Origin of the sequence: Providencia sp. JUb39, from assembly GCF_012272845.1 — a bacterium.
GTDB classification, from domain to species: domain Bacteria; phylum Pseudomonadota; class Gammaproteobacteria; order Enterobacterales; family Enterobacteriaceae; genus Providencia; species Providencia lanzhouensis.
The window spans coordinates 2,088,797-2,105,213 of the sequence record NZ_JAAWXD020000001.1 but is presented as its reverse complement, the minus strand read 5'-3'; the positions used below and the strand labels follow the sequence as shown (position 1 = coordinate 2,105,213).

14 protein-coding genes are annotated in these 16,417 nt (G+C 43.5%); 3 read left to right on the top strand and 11 right to left on the bottom strand.

The genetic code is table 11. The features are described from left to right. Nucleotides 1-4 precede the first annotated feature (4 nt). From rsxD to HFU86_RS09605, 5 genes are all read right to left on the bottom strand, one after another. On the bottom strand, nucleotides 5-1,084 hold the full coding sequence (gene rsxD / locus HFU86_RS09625; protein WP_187129133.1) for an electron transport complex subunit RsxD: 1,080 nt from the start codon (nucleotides 1,082-1,084) through the stop codon (nucleotides 5-7). Nucleotides 1,085-1,095: 11 nt separating this feature from the next. Further along, complete coding sequence (gene rsxC, locus HFU86_RS09620) at nucleotides 1,096-3,582, bottom strand: electron transport complex subunit RsxC (protein WP_187129132.1); 2,487 nt, start codon at nucleotides 3,580-3,582, stop codon at nucleotides 1,096-1,098. Next, entirely contained in the window at nucleotides 3,575-4,177 is a 603-nt protein-coding gene (rsxB, locus tag HFU86_RS09615; protein ID WP_036952312.1) for an electron transport complex subunit RsxB, read from the bottom strand. The genes rsxC and rsxB overlap by 8 nt, the downstream gene beginning before the upstream one ends. Then, nucleotides 4,177-4,758: an electron transport complex subunit RsxA gene (rsxA, locus tag HFU86_RS09610; protein ID WP_036952315.1), complete on the bottom strand. Its 582-nt coding sequence runs from the start codon at nucleotides 4,756-4,758 to the stop codon at nucleotides 4,177-4,179. Before rsxA ends, rsxB begins: the two co-directional genes overlap by 1 nt. A gap of 87 nt (nucleotides 4,759-4,845) precedes the next feature. Then, nucleotides 4,846-5,286: a DUF2569 domain-containing protein gene (locus HFU86_RS09605; RefSeq protein WP_036952319.1), complete on the bottom strand. Its 441-nt coding sequence runs from the start codon at nucleotides 5,284-5,286 to the stop codon at nucleotides 4,846-4,848. Between the two features lie 129 nt (nucleotides 5,287-5,415). Between HFU86_RS09605 and HFU86_RS09600 the strand changes: the two genes are divergently transcribed. Continuing rightward, on the top strand, nucleotides 5,416-6,471 hold the full coding sequence (locus tag HFU86_RS09600; protein ID WP_187129131.1) for an oxidoreductase: 1,056 nt from the start codon (nucleotides 5,416-5,418) through the stop codon (nucleotides 6,469-6,471). Between the two features lie 46 nt (nucleotides 6,472-6,517). Then, the gene (locus HFU86_RS09595) at nucleotides 6,518-7,495 is read left to right on the top strand and encodes a bile acid:sodium symporter family protein (protein ID WP_132495985.1); all 978 of its coding nucleotides are present in this window, start codon (nucleotides 6,518-6,520) and stop codon (nucleotides 7,493-7,495) included. Nucleotides 7,496-7,663: 168 nt separating this feature from the next. Here HFU86_RS09595 and add read toward each other — a convergent pair whose 3' ends face one another. The 3 genes from add to manA form a co-directional block, all read right to left on the bottom strand. Further along, complete coding sequence (gene add, locus HFU86_RS09590) at nucleotides 7,664-8,665, bottom strand: adenosine deaminase (protein WP_187129130.1); 1,002 nt, start codon at nucleotides 8,663-8,665, stop codon at nucleotides 7,664-7,666. A gap of 149 nt (nucleotides 8,666-8,814) precedes the next feature. Then, nucleotides 8,815-10,455 carry a YdgA family protein gene (locus HFU86_RS09585; RefSeq protein WP_036947894.1) on the bottom strand — a complete coding sequence of 547 codons (1,641 nt, stop codon included), beginning with the start codon at nucleotides 10,453-10,455 and terminating at the stop codon, nucleotides 8,815-8,817. A gap of 108 nt (nucleotides 10,456-10,563) precedes the next feature. After that, on the bottom strand, nucleotides 10,564-11,739 hold the full coding sequence (gene manA, locus HFU86_RS09580; RefSeq protein WP_187129837.1) for a mannose-6-phosphate isomerase: 1,176 nt from the start codon (nucleotides 11,737-11,739) through the stop codon (nucleotides 10,564-10,566). A 178-nt stretch (nucleotides 11,740-11,917) separates the two neighbouring features. Between manA and fumC the strand changes: the two genes are divergently transcribed. After that, on the top strand, nucleotides 11,918-13,315 hold the full coding sequence (gene fumC, locus HFU86_RS09575; RefSeq protein ID WP_036947899.1) for a class II fumarate hydratase: 1,398 nt from the start codon (nucleotides 11,918-11,920) through the stop codon (nucleotides 13,313-13,315). A gap of 59 nt (nucleotides 13,316-13,374) precedes the next feature. Here fumC and tus read toward each other — a convergent pair whose 3' ends face one another. The 3 genes from tus to HFU86_RS09560 form a co-directional block, all read right to left on the bottom strand. Then, the gene (tus, locus tag HFU86_RS09570; RefSeq protein ID WP_187129129.1) at nucleotides 13,375-14,280 is read right to left on the bottom strand and encodes a DNA replication terminus site-binding protein; all 906 of its coding nucleotides are present in this window, start codon (nucleotides 14,278-14,280) and stop codon (nucleotides 13,375-13,377) included. Between the two features lie 153 nt (nucleotides 14,281-14,433). Then, entirely contained in the window at nucleotides 14,434-15,006 is a 573-nt protein-coding gene (locus tag HFU86_RS09565; RefSeq protein WP_132495982.1) for a lytic polysaccharide monooxygenase, read from the bottom strand. A 114-nt stretch (nucleotides 15,007-15,120) separates the two neighbouring features. After that, nucleotides 15,121-16,383 carry an MFS transporter gene (locus HFU86_RS09560; RefSeq protein WP_187129128.1) on the bottom strand — a complete coding sequence of 421 codons (1,263 nt, stop codon included), beginning with the start codon at nucleotides 16,381-16,383 and terminating at the stop codon, nucleotides 15,121-15,123. Nucleotides 16,384-16,417 lie beyond the last annotated feature (34 nt).

Genomic DNA, 16,417 nt, shown 5'->3' with positions numbered 1-16,417 from the left:
CTCCTTACTTATGCCCATACGCGCGAGGCTGCGTATAGTGGTCGATTAATGGTACGGTGATATTGGCAAGTAAGACAGCAAAGGCGATGGCATCAGGATACCCACCGTAAACGCGGATCACCCACACTAAAAAGCCAATTAATACACCAAAAATAATCCGTCCTTTTGGTGTGGTTGAGGCTGTAACTGGGTCGGTGGCAATAAAGAATGCACCTAACATAGTCGCCCCTGACAATAATTGGATTAATGGCGGGGAATAGCGGCTATCGTCAATTAACCAGCTAACCACAGCAAGCAGGGCGAGTGTTCCAATAAATGCCACGGGAATATGCCAGCTAATAATGCGACGGCTTAGCATAATTAATCCGCCTGCCAGATAGGCAAGGTTCACCCACTGCCAACCGATACCGGCTAAAGAGCCTTGCAGGATTGGTTGCTGTAGTACATCGGAAATAGAATGGGTGAGTAAGCCCGTTTTAAAGCTATCTAACGGAGTCGCTTGGCTCATACCATCAATACCGGTACGTAATTGATCCAGTGTTATTCCCGTCGAGGTATGCCCGCTAAAGATCACCATCAAGCTATCAAAACCTGAAATATGTAGCTGTTGCAATTCTTGAGGAGGCAACCAGTTGGTCATTTGCACTGGGAATGAAATCAGCAGCACCACATAACCGACCATCGCAGGGTTAAATGGATTTTGCCCCAAGCCGCCGTAGCATTGCTTAGCAATAATAATGGCAAATACAGTGCCCAATACAATCAGCCACCAAGGTGATAATGGCGGTAAGCTCACACCCAGTAATAACGCGGTAACAATCGCGGAATTATCTTTCAAAACAGGCAGCACAGGCTGCTGGCGTAAGCGGATGGAGATGGCTTCCGTTACTGAGGCAGTGACCATCGCAATGGCGATTTGGTATAAGGTTCCAACACCAAAAAAATAGGTTTGCACTGCAATGCCAGGGATAGCGGCAAGCAGAACCCAAAACATGACCTGGCTGGTGCTTTGGTTATCATGAGTAAATGGGGCGCTAGCAATTTTTAAACGGCGTGCTTTGCTATCAAGCGGTCTAAATTTCATCTGTTTATCACTTACTCTGTGGTGGTTTGTTCGTTTGATTGAGGTTCTGTAGCTCGCTGAGCAGCGGCTTTCTTTGCCTTAACTCGGGCAATCGCAGCAGCAACGGCAGCTTTGCGTGGGTCGACTTCCTCAGCGGCTTCAACAGGCGCTTCAACAACAGGCTCTGAAGCTTGTTGTGCAACGGCTTTTTTGGCTTTCGCTCGAGCAATGGCTGCGGCAACGGCAGCTTTACGCGGTTCGACTTCCTCAGCGGCTTCAGCTGAAGCTTCAACAACAGGCTCTGAAGTTTGTTGTGCAGCGGCTTTTTTGGCTTTCGCACGAGCAATGGCTGCGGCAACGGCAGCTTTACGCGGATCAACTTCTTCAGCGGCTTCAACCGGAGCTTCAACAACAGGCTCTGAAGTCTGTTGCGTAGCCGCTTTCTTCGCTTTCGCACGAGCAATGGCTGCGGCAACGGCAGCTTTACGCGGATCAACTTCTTCAGCGGCTTCAACCGGAGCTTCAACAACAGGCTCTGAAGTCTGTTGCGTAGCCGCTTTCTTCGCTTTCGCACGAGCAATGGCTGCGGCAACGGCAGCTTTACGCGGATCGACTTCTTCAGCGGTTTCAACCGGAGCTTCAACAACGGGCTCTGGAGTCTGTTGCGCAGCTGCTTTCTTCGCTTTCGCTCGAGCAATGGCTGCGGCAACGGCAGCTTTACGCGGATCAACTTCTTCAGCGGCTTCAACAACAGGCTCTGAAGTTTGTTGCGCGGCGGCTTTTTTGGCTTTTGCACGAGCGATGGCTGCGGCAACGGCAGCTTTGCGTGGATCATCTCCCTCTGCGCCGTCTGCAATAACTAAGTCATCAGATTGAGTTTGTTCCGCGACTTTTTGCGCTTGCTTAGCTCGAGCTTGGGCTTTACGCGCTTCTCTTGCTGCAATAACGGCACTATTATCCGGCAATTCGCCCGAAATAATTTTTATTGGTTCAGAGGTTGAGGCTTTCTTCGCTTTAACACGAGCCAGCGCCGCATTAACCGCATCTTTATCCGCGGTATCCACTTGAACAGCTGCTTTTTTATGGCGCTCTTCACGGGCAAGTTTTTCGCGTTCCATTCGCTGCTGTTTGGCTTCAAAGCGCAGTTTTGCTTCCGCGGAACGGCGTTCCTCTTGGTCTATCTCGCGAATTTCGGCTTTTTCTTGGCGATAATATTGCACCAACGGAATATTACTTGGGCAAACATAAGCACAAGCGCCGCACTCAATGCAGTCAAACAGATTATGTTTTTGCGCTTTTTCGTGTTCGTTGCCTTTACTGAACCAATATAATTGCTGGGGCAGTAATCCCGCAGGGCAGGCATCAACACATAAACCGCAACGAATGCAGGCTTCTTCGACTGGCTTCTCACCCATTTCTTCTTGGGTAGGAACCAATAAACAGTTACAGATTTTCACCACCGGCACATTCAGATCCGGCAGTGTAAAGCCCATTAATGGGCCGCCCATAATCACCATTTGCTCACTTTCCGGTTCAAAACCAGATTGTTGAAGCAGGTGCTTAACTGGGGTGCCTAAACGCGCCCAGAAGTTACCAGGCTGTTTAATCGCTTCTCCTGTCACTGTCACAACACGTTCAATCAGTGGTTGACCATCAATTACCGCACGTTTAATGGCAACAGCGGTACCGACGTTCTGCATCAACACGCCAATTTGGGAAGAACGTGCGCCAGAAGGGACTTCCTTTCCGGTTAAGATTTTTGTGAGCTGTTTCGCGCCACCTGATGGGTATTTGGTTGGGATCACGCGTACAAAAATCTGTGAATCTATAGGCGTCAGCGCACGTTTTAATGCCTTGATAGCTTCGGGTTTATTATCTTCAATACCAATAAGTACTTGGTCTGGATTGAGTAAATGTTGTAAAACGCGGCAACCTTCAATGACTTCTTGGGCATGTTCTTGCATTAAGCGGTCATCTGCGGTGATGTATGGCTCGCACTCAGCAGCATTGATAATCAATGTTTTAATGGCATCTTTACCGCCCGCTAGCTTGGATGCTGTCGGGAAGCCTGCACCACCAAGACCGGCGATACCCGCTTGTTCAATCTTATTGAGTAAATCGGCACGTGAAAGTTGTTGGAAATTAGGCTCGGGCTGCAAAGGTGCCCAAGTATCTAAACCATCCGATTTAATTTTGACACACAGCTCTTTTAACCCTGAAGGGTGCGCAGTCACCATTGGCTCAATGGCAACAATGGTTCCTGATGTTGATGCGTGGACAGGTACGGTACGACCGGAGCCTTTGGTAAGCGGCTGCCCTTTAAGGACTGTGTCACCAACCTTAACAATCAGTTCACCCTCAGGACCTAAATGCTGTTGCAGCGGAATAATCAATTCGTCAGGGACAGAAGCCACTCGCATAGGCGTTTGGCTGGATTGCAGTTTCATCTCTGGCGGGTGAATGCCACCATCGAAGTCCCAAACATTATCTTTTTTCAACCACTTAAATAAATTAAGCATGGGAACCCTCTTTAACTGAAGAAAGAGGTACATCCGTAATGTTTTTAACAGGAATGGTGTTTAAATCCCATTTCCAGTTAGCGGTTGTGGTTTTAACCGGTACCATTTCAATACAATCCGTAGGGCAAGGGGCTACACACAGGTCACAGCCTGTACACAAATCTTCAATCACGGTATGCATAGCGCGAGTGGCGCCCACAATGGCATCCACAGGGCAAGCTTGAATACATTTGGTGCAACCAATACAGTTTTCTTCATCGATGACCGCCACTTTACGAACGGGATTTTGTGCCTCTTCATCGCCATCAATCGGCTGAGGATCTACGTTCATTAACTCGGCTATTTTGAGCATCACTTGCTCGCCACCAGGGGCGCATTTGTTAATCATCTCACCGTTATTGGCGACGGCTTCTGCATAGGGGCGGCACCCCGGATAACTGCATTGACCACACTGGCTTTGCGGTAAAATCGCATCCAGTTTTTCAACAATAGGGTCTTCTTCAACTTTAAAACGTAATGAGGCATAACCTAAGATCAGACCAAAGATCAGCCCGAAAACGGCTAATATGCCAATCGCAATCCACAAAGACATCATTAGAATTTCACCAAACCACTAAAGCCCATAAATGCGAGGGACATTAACCCTGCCGTGATCAGGCCAATTGACGAACCTTTAAAAGGTGCTGGGACATTTGCGACAGCTAAACGCTCGCGAATAGCCGCGAAAAGTACCATCACAAAAGAGAATCCGACGGCGGCGCTAAAGCCATAGACCGCAGATTGCAAGAAATTATGGGATTGGTTGATGTTTAATAAAGCCACCCCAAGAACCGCACAGTTAGTGGTGATCAGCGGTAAAAAGATCCCCAACAAGCGGTATAATGTTGGGCTGGTTTTTCTCACAACCATTTCGGTAAATTGCACCACGACAGCAATCACAAGGATAAAGCTCAGTGTGCGCAGATAGACTAGATCCAGTGGGATTAAGATTAACGTATCGATTAGCCACGAAGAAATAGAGGCGAGAGTCATAACGAACGTTGTCGCAAACCCCATCCCAATGGCAGTTTCTAGTTTTTTTGATACACCCATAAATGGGCATAATCCCAAGAATTTAACGAGGACAAAGTTGTTGACTAACACTGTCCCAATAAAAAGTAGAAGATAGTCGGTCATGTCATAGCCTGAAGAGAGAAAAAAGCCCAAAAACTGACCGCAGTCAGTTTAACGGAGGCTATGATATCAAAGCTATTTTTGTGATGCTTATCGATCTTGTGTGAAAGTCATTTTCACGCGTTTAGAAACTTTCATATACGGGACGAAAAAAGCAGCCCCTAAGAGTGGCCACGCGAGGATTTGTAAGGCTGCCTGGTCATCAATCGGGGAAAAAGCGAAGGTTTTTAGCCCGATTAACATTAATGCTAATAACCAGATAGTAAAACGACGGGGAAAGTGGCGAGAACGTTTAAACATCAATTGTGCCATATGCACGCTAAACAGTGACATAGCGAGGCTAATAGCAAATGATAAATACCACTGAGGAGTAATGAAACTACTCCAGCTTTCAACGGTGGTCACAATCTCATAAAACTTAATGCAGTACATCACGGTCATGCTGCAAGCAGCAAATAATGTCAGCAGTAAATAGCTTGCAGGGACTAATAGCCAGCCAGTAATGCGGTCTGCGTTATAAACAGAAGTCATAAATAAGGGATCCGTTATCACTAAATAGTACAGATAAACAATAATCCTATCATAGATTTATTTGCTAATTGATTCATTCTGATGGTACTTTTTTAAAATAGCAAAATATGCCACTAATGTGAGGTCAACATGTCCAAACCAATTAAAGTTGGGATTGTCGGGTACGGTTATGCCAGCAAAACTTTCCATGCCCCATTTTTAGCCATGTTAGAGGAGTTTGAACTAACCACAATCTCCAGTAGCGATGCGAGCAAAGTTCATGCCGACCATCCTAATGTTAAGGTGGTGGGGACACCCGAAGAGCTGTTCGCGGATGATGAAATTGAACTGGTGGTGATCCCAACCCCGAATGACACTCATTACCCATTAGCCTGTAAAGCGCTAGCGGCGGGTAAGCATGTGGTGGTTGATAAACCATTTACGCTCGACGTTAAAGAAGCCGAAGATTTACAACAACGGGCTGAAAAAGCAGGTAAATTGTTGTCGGTATATCATAATCGTCGCTGGGATTCTGGTTATCGCACCGTGAAAAAAATCCTACAAGATGGTTGTTTAGGTGAGATTAAATATTATGAATCTCATTTTGACCGTTTTCGTCCTGTGGTTAGACAACGCTGGCGTGAAGCCAATATTCCGGGAGCAGGTATTTGGTACGATTTAGGACCGCATGTTATTGACCAAGTCCTGCAATATTTTGGCAAACCAAAAGCGATTACGGTGGATCTTGGTATTATTCGACCAGGCGCGGAAGCGGTGGATTATTTCCATGCAATGCTGGATTACGCAGATAAAAAAGTGGTTCTTCATTCAACGACGCTTGCCGCTGCGCCAATGCCAATCTATACCATTCACGGAATGAAGGGCAGTTACGTGAAATATGGTCTGGATACTCAAGAAGATGCGTTAAAAAGCGGCGCGATTCCGCAAGGAGAGCATTGGGGGGAAGATCCGAATCATGGTGTTGTGACCCTGTCACAAGGTGATGAAATGGTGACGAAGCCGTGGAACAATGAAAAAGGCAACTATGGCGGCTATTATGAAGCCATTTATGATGCTATCCGCCTCGGTAAGCCAAATCCAGTAACGCCAAGTGAAGCCATCGAGATTATGAAACTGATTGAAGCCGGTATCCAATCAGCGAAAGAAAAACGTACCATCGAAATATTTTCTAAGGTTCAACGTTGAAGATAAAGCCAGAGTGAAACCTGGCTTTTTATTTGTGGAAAATCGAATGAATTTATTAGCAAAACTTAAAATAGACTCTTTTCTGTTGATCATGATTGGCGTAGTTGTTATCGCCAGTATTTTTCCTTGTGAAGGGGAAGTCAAAACCGTTTTTCAGCACTTAACTACAGCGGCAATCGCGCTACTGTTCTTTATGCATGGTGCTAAGTTATCCAGAGAATCTATCGTTGCAGGGATGGGGCACTGGCGGCTTCATTTACTGGTATTTGCTAGCACTTTTATTCTCTTTCCCATTATTGGTATTGCATTACGTTTCATGGTGCCTCATTGGATGTCACCGACGGTATATATGGGTTTTCTCTATTTATGTGCATTGCCGGCAACCGTGCAGTCAGCGATTGCATTTACCTCGGTAGCGGGGGGCAACGTTGCTGCTGCGATTTGTAGCGCTTCAGCATCCAGTATTTTAGGGGTTTTCCTCTCACCTGTTTTGGTGGGGGTACTAATGGATACCGACGGCAGCCAAGCCATGGACACTCTGAACGCGATTGGCTCAATTATGTTGCAATTAATGGTGCCGTTTATTGTTGGGCATTTGTGCCGCCCGTTAATTGCTAACTGGATTAATCGCCATAAAAGATTGGTTAATACCACTGACCGCTCATCGATTCTCCTGGTAGTTTACGTGGCGTTCAGTGAAGCGGTAGTGGAGGGCATCTGGCAAACTATCGATGCTTATTCATTGTTTATCATTACATTAGTTTCTTGCGTCGTGTTAGTGGTGGTGATGGTGATTAACGTGATGTCAGCGCGCCTTCTTGGATTTAGCAAGGAAGATGAAATTACCATTTTGTTCTGTGGCTCGAAAAAGAGTTTAGCGAACGGCGTGCCGATGGCGAACGTTTTATTCCCAGCGGCAACAGTGGGGATTATTTTGCTGCCATTAATGATTTTCCATCAAATTCAATTAATGGTGTGTGCAGTGATAGCTCAGAAATATGCCAAACGATTAGAAAAACATTAATTAACACGATAAGGCAGCGATGGCTGCCTTTATCAATGAGTTAATTTAGTTACAACATACTAGAGGGTTTGATACTATAAAATAGATTAGCAGCAGAGATTACTTGAAATATCGAAGGGTCAAATAGGGCAGAAAGGGGATCTGCCCTGTTGGTAGTTATAACGGGGATTATCGGCTGGCTGCTTTACGTGTTAACGCGGCTTTTTCGCTGTCAGAAAGAAATGCCATGGTTAAACCATTACGTTGTGCTTGCTCAATTTCAGTCTGTGTTAGGCCCGCTTGCGGTGCAGCAATATTATATTCATAAGGTAGCTCGATACCTTGAACAGCAGGGTCATCGGTATTAATGGATGCTAATACACCGTGGGATAAAAACGTTTTCAATGGGTGATGAGCCAGTGAAGGGACGGTGCTGGTTTGAATGTTTGAAGTTAAACAGCTTTCAATACCAATGTTATTTTTTGCTAAAAATTCAATCAGTTCAGGATCTTCAATGGCTTTTACGCCATGGCCAATACGCTGAGCACCTAAATGCTTGATCGCATGCCAAATACTAGCTGCGCCTGCGGCCTCACCCGCATGAACAGTGATATTGAGCCCAGTATTACGCGCCTTGGTAAAATGTTCTTCAAATAGGGAGCCAGGGAATCCTAGCTCATCGCCAGCTAAATCGAGAGCACATAGTTTATCTCGATGAGTAAGAAGACCGTCTAATTCTATGGTACAAGCTTGTTGCCCAAATGTACGGCTTAAAATACCAATCAGGTTCACTTGAATATCATATTGGCGACAACCAGCGGCAATACCATCAATAACTGCGCCCACAACACCTTCAACAGGAAGCTGGTGCTTCATGGCCATATAGTAAGGGGAGAAACGCAACTCTGCATAGTCGATGCCTGCGTTGAATGCATCTTCCACGTTTTCAAATGCGACGCGCTTACAAGCATCTAAATCTGCGAGGACAGCAACCCCCCAATCCAGTTTAGTCAAAAAGCCCACTAAATCGGCTTCTTGTCCCATAATTTGAACGTGAGGGCGTAATGCTTCAATTTCATCGGCGGGAAGCTGAATATGATGTTGTTGTGCAAGAGAAAGAATGGTTTCTGGGCGAATATTACCGTCAAGGTGACGATGTAAATCCGTGAGTGGGAGTTGTTTGTTTATCACAATAAATGATCCTTATAGATATATTGCCTCCATTTTGTCTGTAATTGAGTAAAAATCAATGAAAAAGAGGGGGGTAAAAAGAAAAACGCCAGTCTGTGTGACTGGCGTTTACTTGATTTATCTTAAGGAAAAATTATCTTAAGAATCAATTACTGTGCAGCTGGCGCTTCTGCTGGTTGTTCTGCTTCAATTGCAGGTTCTGCAACTTCTGCTCCATCAGCTGGTTGAGCTTCTTCTTCGTAACCCATTTCATCTTCTGCGCCCGGCATCATTTTCATCTTAGTTAAGAATTCAGCTAAGGTATATTTGTCGTCGTTGAAGGTCAGATCGTTACCAGAGAATTTAACAGTCATGGTTAAATCGTTTTCGCTGTCGATCATCCAAGGGTGTTTTTTCTCTTTCGCTTTTTCTGCACGTTGTTCATCTGTCATGAACATTTCTTCGAACGGGTTAGAGAACATATCCGCAGTCAGCATTTGTTGAACGCCTGCGAACTCTTCAGAAACTTGTTCTTGAACCGCTTTCTTGTCTTCTGCTGATACTGCTACGCCACCATCTAAGATCATCGCTTGAGTCATTGACTCAATGATCATTGGCTTGTTCAGTTTCATGCTGAAGTCGAAAGAAGTGATCAGTTGTTTGAACGCTTCATCCACTTTGTTTTGCATTGCTAACGCAGTGATTTCGTCTTGATTCCACTTGTTGAATGTGATGCTCAGGTCGATAGAACTTTGGCCAGCGTCGTTTTTCCAGTAGAACGGGCTCATTGTGAATACAGGCTTGCTTTTCATCAGCTCTGGCAGAGTCGTGGTCATCATCTGCATTGCGATTTTTTCGCTAACTTCACCAGGGTTGCCTGTTGCTAAGCCATCAGCCAGTGCTTGGTTGTATTGCTCAACAAACTTGCCTAATGCTTTCGCATCTAATTTTTCGATAGCAACAGTCAGTTCACCAGAGCCTAAGTTTTGCTCTAACGCTTTTACATCGCTGATTTTGTAAGAAATGTTACCTTTAACATCATCACCGTTGATAGACGTATCACTTGAAACGTCTAAGTTTTTGAACGAGAACTTAGTTTCAGGGATGCTAACATCGGTATCTGCGATCACGAAAGATTGAGTACCAGTATAGAAGCCGTGCTGAGATTTCGTGACGTTAGAAACCAGCTTCAGGCCTTTCATGGTGATAGAGCCTTCTTCCTTGGTGCTGCTAATGACTAAGCTATCAGTCACTAAAGATGCATCAACGGTGCTTAAGTCAGAACCGGTTGCGATATCAAATTTAGCGCCACTGAAAGAGAACTTACCATCATCTTTAGTGTACTCAAGTGGGATCAGCTCAATGCTAGAATCCACATTTTTGCTGTAGCCGATAACCGCAGAACCATGCATGAATGGCTTGCCTTTAGTCGCTTCAAACAGCTCTTTAGTCGCTTTAGTGTTCGCTAATTCAACATTCACTGCGCCCAATTTTGGCATCAGGTTGAATTTAGCCACTTGAGATAATGGCAGTGGACCGTGCGAGATATCCGCTTTAAAGACGATGTTTTCGTCAGCAGAAGTGGTTGAAGTAATGACGATGTCAGCTTGAGAAGAGAAAACACCACGTTTGTAGTTCTCTAATTTGAAGACAACATCAGCACTTGGATTGTTAGCGGTGATAAACGCATTGGAATTCGTAATCACTTTATTCAGTTCAGCTTCAACTTTTGAACCTGTGTACCATGATGCGCCAGTCCATACTGCGCCCAGAGCAACGATAACACCTACCGCAACTAATGACTTTTTCATTATCAACATCCATCCTTTCAGTACGTACAAAACGTACTTATGTAAAAATAATATAAGTTTTATTACCCGTTTGGCTGTGTGTACCAACGGCTAAATACAGAATACGACCTAAAAATTAAATACTCGGGCTAATTGACCATTTCCTTTAATAGAAATGTTATCCTCATAAGCAGGTAAGAAAACAGATTCACCAGAATTCATGTTTATTTCTTGATTACCTGATCGCAATACTAACTTACCTTCAATACAAAACAAAATTGAAGCAACATGGTTAGTTATGGATAACCCAGAGCAGTCAATAGAATATATATTAAATGAAAAATCTTCTACTGGGATCTTATATTTCCAGACATTTCCAGATTTTTCGGGAATGTTGAACAAATCTTCAGCTTTAATTGATTTAAAATCAATATTATCAACCAGTTCTTTAACATCGATATGTTTACTGGTCAATCCAGCCCGCAAAACGTTATCTGAATTAGCCATCACTTCTAACCCGACACCTTCTAAATAGGCGTGAGGGGTTCTAGCGGCTAAGAACATGGCGTCACCTGGTTGTAATTCAACGATATTTAGCATTAAAGGTGTAAATAAACCATTATCTTCTGGATATAAGTTCACCATTTGTTTAATTGAATTCCAAGGCTCACCTTGTTTGCTATTTAATGCAGCTTTTAATACCCCTATAGCAAGATCTTTTTGTTCGCCTGTCAGATTAAGAATCTGTGCAAATAATTTTTTAAGTCGTTCTTCACTTGGTGTTTGAACGAAAAGTTGAATTTCAGGGTGAGCGGCTGCAATAAAGCTAAATAATTCGACAATTTCATCTATAGGACGAAATGCATTCATTGCTTTAAAAGGCGTTAATGCATAAATCAGCTCTGGTTTATGATTATCATCTTTATAATTACGTATAGGAGAATCTAAAGGGATTCCTTGCACATTTTCTTTAGCAAATCCTATCTCTGCATCATGCTTATTTGGATGAACTTGAACAGAGAGAGGCTGAGCAGCACACAATACTTTAAATAAATAAGGCAATCGACCAAAGCGCTCGACGATATGTTTGCTCAGTATTTTCTCTGGATTTTCTTTAATGAAGGTATTTAACGAGATTTTCTGATGTGTTAAGGGGGATATGACCTCAGAACTGGCTTTGGGGTGAGCGCCCATCCAAAGTTCAGCCATAGGTAAATTATCCGGATTAGGATAGCCATACAGCTCATTGAGGGCAGTTTTACTTCCCCAATCATAGTGTTGGATTTGGTTTATCATTTTTAGCATATCAAAACTCTCTTTTTGCAAAAATCAACTAATTTCCTTTTTACTACAGCACAATAAGCTCGACCAAGTCTCATAATTGAAATTCAATTTGTGGCATTATACTGCTCGGTTATTTGCTTACCTGCAAGCAGATGATTCTAAAATTAATTATTCTGAATATGTACCTAAGGAGCTAGTAATGGCAGCCACTCGCATTGAAAAAGACTCAATGGGACCAATTGAAGTACCTGCTGACCACTTGTGGGGCGCGCAAACGCAGCGTTCTTTAGAACATTTCCGTATCTCTGTAGAGAAAATGCCTGTTGCTCTGATCCACGCATTAGCTGTCACTAAAAAAGCGGCCGCAAGCGTGAACATGGATTTAGGTTTACTGCCAAAAGATCGCGGTGATGCGATTATCGCTGCGGCAGACGAAGTCCTTGCTGGCAAGCATCCAACAGAATTCCCTCTCGCTATCTGGCAAACCGGTTCTGGTACTCAAAGTAACATGAACATGAATGAGGTACTTGCTAACCGCGGTAGCGAAATCCTCGGCGGACAGCGCGGTAACGACCGTCTGATCCACCCAAATGACGATGTTAACAAGAGCCAAAGCTCTAACGACGTCTTCCCAACAGCAATGCACGTGGCGGCCGTTGTCGCGATGCGTGAACATTTGCTGCCAGAACTGAAAGTTCTGCATAAAACCCTCGATGCGAAAGCAAAAGAATTCAAAGACATTGTTAAAATCGGTCGTACGCATTTACAAGATGCAACACCATTAACATTGGGTCAGGAAATTTCAGGTTGGGCCGCTATGTTAGCCCATAATGAAAAACATATTGAAAACGCAGTGCCACATGTTTGCGAGCTTGCATTAGGTGGTACTGCGGTCGGTACAGGTTTAAATACTCACCCTGAATATGCGGTTCGTGTAGCGAAGAAAATTGCAGAATTAACGGGTCAACCGTTTGTGACTTCACCGAACAAATTTGAAGCATTAGCAACATGTGATGCATTAGTTCACGCACATGGCGCATTAAAAGGCTTAGCGGCTTCTTTAATGAAGATTGCTAACGATGTTAGATGGTTAGCATCAGGCCCTCGTTGTGGTATCGGCGAAATCTCGATTCCTGAAAACGAACCAGGCAGCTCAATCATGCCAGGTAAAGTGAACCCAACTCAGTGCGAAGCATTAACTATGCTATGCGCTCAAGTGATGGGTAACGATGTTGCAGTGAACATTGGTGGGGCTTCTGGTAACTTTGAATTGAACGTATTCCGTCCAATGGTTATCGATAATTTCTTACAATCTATCCGCTTATTAGCTGATGGTATGCGTAGCTTCAACGAACACTGCGCGGAAGGTATCGAACCAAACCGTGAGCGTATCGAGAAATTACTGCACGAATCTCTGATGCTAGTGACTGCGCTAAATACCCATATCGGCTACGACAAAGCAGCTGAAATTGCGAAAAAAGCGCACAAAGAAGGCCTGACTTTGAAAGAATCAGCTCTGAAATTGAACTACTTAACTGAAGCGCAATTTGATGAGTGGGTTCGTCCAGAAGATATGGTTGGTAGCATGAAGTCGTAATTATCTTTATCTAAGATAAGGTTTTCAGCCCCTGAACTAGAAATAGAGCAGGGGCTTTTTTATCGCTCTATATACAGATTTAAGCGTGGTATCAGTAATTCAACAGGCTTTGCTTTTGGGCGATTACGCAATGCGATACTGTCTTGATGATAATCCGCCAGCTCACCCAACTTTATGTCACTCAATGTTTTATCGACAGCAAAAACCAATATCGGCGTCGCACAAGGATATTGCGTCTGTTTCTGAGTTTCTTTGTCCCAAACTCGGGCGATCGGTTGAACTTTTACCGGACGCTGTGTTTTTAGAATGCAATCATGGGGAAGGGAGCGAATTAACTGGATCTCAGTTTCTAACTGCAACTGCCAATGTTCGCGCTGTAAATGAGCCGGTGTTCTTCCGCTTTCTAGACTGGCTTGTAAACGGTTGAGCATCTCTTCTTGAGTCACTTTGTTGATCACTTTCTTATTTGCCCACCCAAAACGAATAGTATCAGGATCGACAACAGCGGTGAATGTTCGATAGGTATTCAGCGTAAGTAGCCCATGCAAGCTTTCTCTTATAAATTCAAACCGATGAGCCTCATCGACATTGGTCACTATTTGCTTAATGTCTATTTTTAACTGGTTGATATCGGAAATTAACTGCTGAAATTGTTTATATTCAGAGTAAGAGGGTGCTAAACAAATGGCTCCTGGTAAACGCATTGCCGTTTTATTGCTAACCAATTCTGATTTTTTATGAATAAACAAAAGCTTAAATAACTCTATTGTTTGGGCTATTGCATCGTTTCCCGTATGTTTATCTACAAAGATAGAATTGACTTCATTGTTTTCGTCCCCTTTAAGGGTTTCCGGTAAACTAAATACGGCCGCATTGACGTCTTTTTGCGCCTGAAGCAATTGGCATAGCAGATTAATATTTGACTCTAATAGATTGAATGAGCTAATTAACTGTTGTTTGGACATTTGATGTATTCAACCTTATATTTAGTTACAACATTCTTTTGTTTAATAAACAAAACTAACATTAACAACTGTGTATATCAACAAGCTTAATTAGGAAATTAAGGGATAGCGCAGTAATGTATTATACTATCCCGTCATGGATTTTTCTTGCTGTTATTGCTTATAATCTATCTCTATATCAATCACTTGATAAAATGCATTGCCCGTATCATGAATGGTCCAAACCCCCAAAACAATATGGTAGCCTTGGTAATTTTGGGGGAGCCTGCAATTGTGTTGCACTAAACTCGGCGGCGTCTCTACTTTTTCGTATTTACAGAATGGCGTTAATTCAAACTGGGATCGGGTTAATGGTTCACTTGGGTTCCAATCTTTTCGTGTAATAAAATATTCCCATTTCGTCGTTTTGTGGATCGCCGTTAATCGCCAGAAAAAATCAAAATCAGGTGTTTCTATTAACATGCGCGCCCAGCGAAAAGGATTCTGAACATCGATAGATGAAAAAGCCGCAACACCCGCACTGGCAATTTTACCATCAACCGGTCCTTTTTGAGGGAATCCTTTCAATCCTTCAACAGATTGAGGTTCGTACTGAATAGCGCCACAGTTTTTATTGGTTTGTAATTTACACAGGTAGGCTCGACTTGCGGGATACTCGATATAGCCATGAGGCAGGGCAAAGTAGCTATAGCAGAGTAATAAAGGAAATAATAATAATTTTTTCATTGAAGCTCCTCATCATTGATTAATTTATATATTTTCTATTAACTATGATGAGGATGTGAATTCTAACCTTTAGCAGCAGTTAACTTATTGGATTATTCGGTAATTTATAAGTCACTAACATTTTGTTTTTAACTTATAAGCGATACCTACACCGACCAGTAGAAGAACCGCAATAAATAATGCGACACCATTCCAACCATATGCCGACCAGAAAAAGCCGCCCAATGTGCCGGCAATACTGGAGCCCGCATAGTAGCTAAATAAATAGAGTGAAGATGCTTGTCCTCTTGCCCGTTTAGCGCGGCGTCCCACCCAGCTACTTGCAACGGAATGCCCAGCAAAAAAACCGGTGGTCAATACTGTCATGCCTAATAAAATGACCCAGATATTACTGTGTAACGTCAAAATTACGCCAATTAACATCATCGCAATGGCAGCAATTAAAATTCGCCCAAAACCATGCTTCTGGGTCAAACTTCCTGTTTTAGTCGCGCTATAAGTTCCTGTTAAATAAATAATAGATAAGAATCCTACGACAGACTGACTAAAATTATAAGGCGATTCAAGTAAGCGGTATCCAATGTAGTTATACATGGTGACGAAACCACCCATCAAGATAAAGCCCTCAATAAATAACCAAGGTAATCCCGTATCGCGTAGATGTAAGTGTAAGTTAACCCAAAGGTTTCTAGGTTTCAGAGAACTCGCGCGAAAGTGTTGGGATGGTGGTAATAAGCGCCAGAATCCAATCGCGGCCAACAACGCCAATGAGCCTAAAATAACCACCGCAACGCGCCATGAATAATAGTCGGCTATAACCCCAGTCATTAAACGCCCACTCATTCCCCCAATTGAGTTACCACTGATATATAAGCCCATCGAAAGTGCAACATAGCTCGGGTGAATTTCTTCGCTCAAATAGGTCATGGCGACGGCTGCGACACCGCTAAGTGATAATCCCACTAATGCACGAGCGATCAAAATCCCTTGCCAACTCTCCATTATCGAGCTCATTAATGTAAAAAGTGCCGCACAAGTCAGGGAAATGACCATCACATTTTTACGACCAATTGCATCGGAAATAGGACCAGTGATCAGCAATCCCAATGCCATTAATCCTGTACTTAAAGAGAGTGATAAACTGGCCGTCGCTGGGGAAATATTAAAATCCGCTGACAGCATTGGCAAAATAGGTTGTACAAAGTACAGCAACGCAAATGTTGCAAAACCTACAGTAAAAAATGACAGAGTGACACGCAGGTACAGAGCATCGTCCCGTTGAATATAATGTTTTTTCGGCTCTGTATTGGTCAAGGTTTTGGTTTGTTTTCCTTGGAGAGATTGGCTCGTTGAGAGGCTATTTGACTGCTGTTCCATGTAAATTCCTTGACGACTAAACGGACTTGATTTC

What these genes read in the sequence shown, in the direction of transcription:
- rsxC (WP_187129132.1), bottom strand. Translation starts at nt 3,582, where the DNA reads ATGCTTAATTTATTTAAGTGGTTGAAAAAAGATAATGTTTGGGACTTC.
- HFU86_RS09605 (WP_036952319.1), bottom strand. Translation starts at nt 5,286, where the DNA reads ATGACTTCTGTTTATAACGCAGACCGCATTACTGGCTGGCTATTAGTC.
- HFU86_RS09560 (WP_187129128.1), bottom strand. Translation starts at nt 16,383, where the DNA reads ATGGAACAGCAGTCAAATAGCCTCTCAACGAGCCAATCTCTCCAAGGA.
- HFU86_RS09600 (WP_187129131.1), top strand. Translation starts at nt 5,416, where the DNA reads ATGTCCAAACCAATTAAAGTTGGGATTGTCGGGTACGGTTATGCCAGC.
- HFU86_RS09565 (WP_132495982.1), bottom strand. Translation starts at nt 15,006, where the DNA reads ATGAAAAAATTATTATTATTTCCTTTATTACTCTGCTATAGCTACTTT.
- fumC (WP_036947899.1), top strand. Translation starts at nt 11,918, where the DNA reads ATGGCAGCCACTCGCATTGAAAAAGACTCAATGGGACCAATTGAAGTA.
- rsxA (WP_036952315.1), bottom strand. Translation starts at nt 4,758, where the DNA reads ATGACCGACTATCTTCTACTTTTTATTGGGACAGTGTTAGTCAACAAC.
- HFU86_RS09585 (WP_036947894.1), bottom strand. Translation starts at nt 10,455, where the DNA reads ATGAAAAAGTCATTAGTTGCGGTAGGTGTTATCGTTGCTCTGGGCGCA.
- manA (WP_187129837.1), bottom strand. Translation starts at nt 11,739, where the DNA reads ATGCTAAAAATGATAAACCAAATCCAACACTATGATTGGGGAAGTAAA.
- tus (WP_187129129.1), bottom strand. Translation starts at nt 14,280, where the DNA reads ATGTCCAAACAACAGTTAATTAGCTCATTCAATCTATTAGAGTCAAAT.
- HFU86_RS09595 (WP_132495985.1), top strand. Translation starts at nt 6,518, where the DNA reads ATGAATTTATTAGCAAAACTTAAAATAGACTCTTTTCTGTTGATCATG.
- rsxB (WP_036952312.1), bottom strand. Translation starts at nt 4,177, where the DNA reads ATGATGTCTTTGTGGATTGCGATTGGCATATTAGCCGTTTTCGGGCTG.
- rsxD (WP_187129133.1), bottom strand. Translation starts at nt 1,084, where the DNA reads ATGAAATTTAGACCGCTTGATAGCAAAGCACGCCGTTTAAAAATTGCT.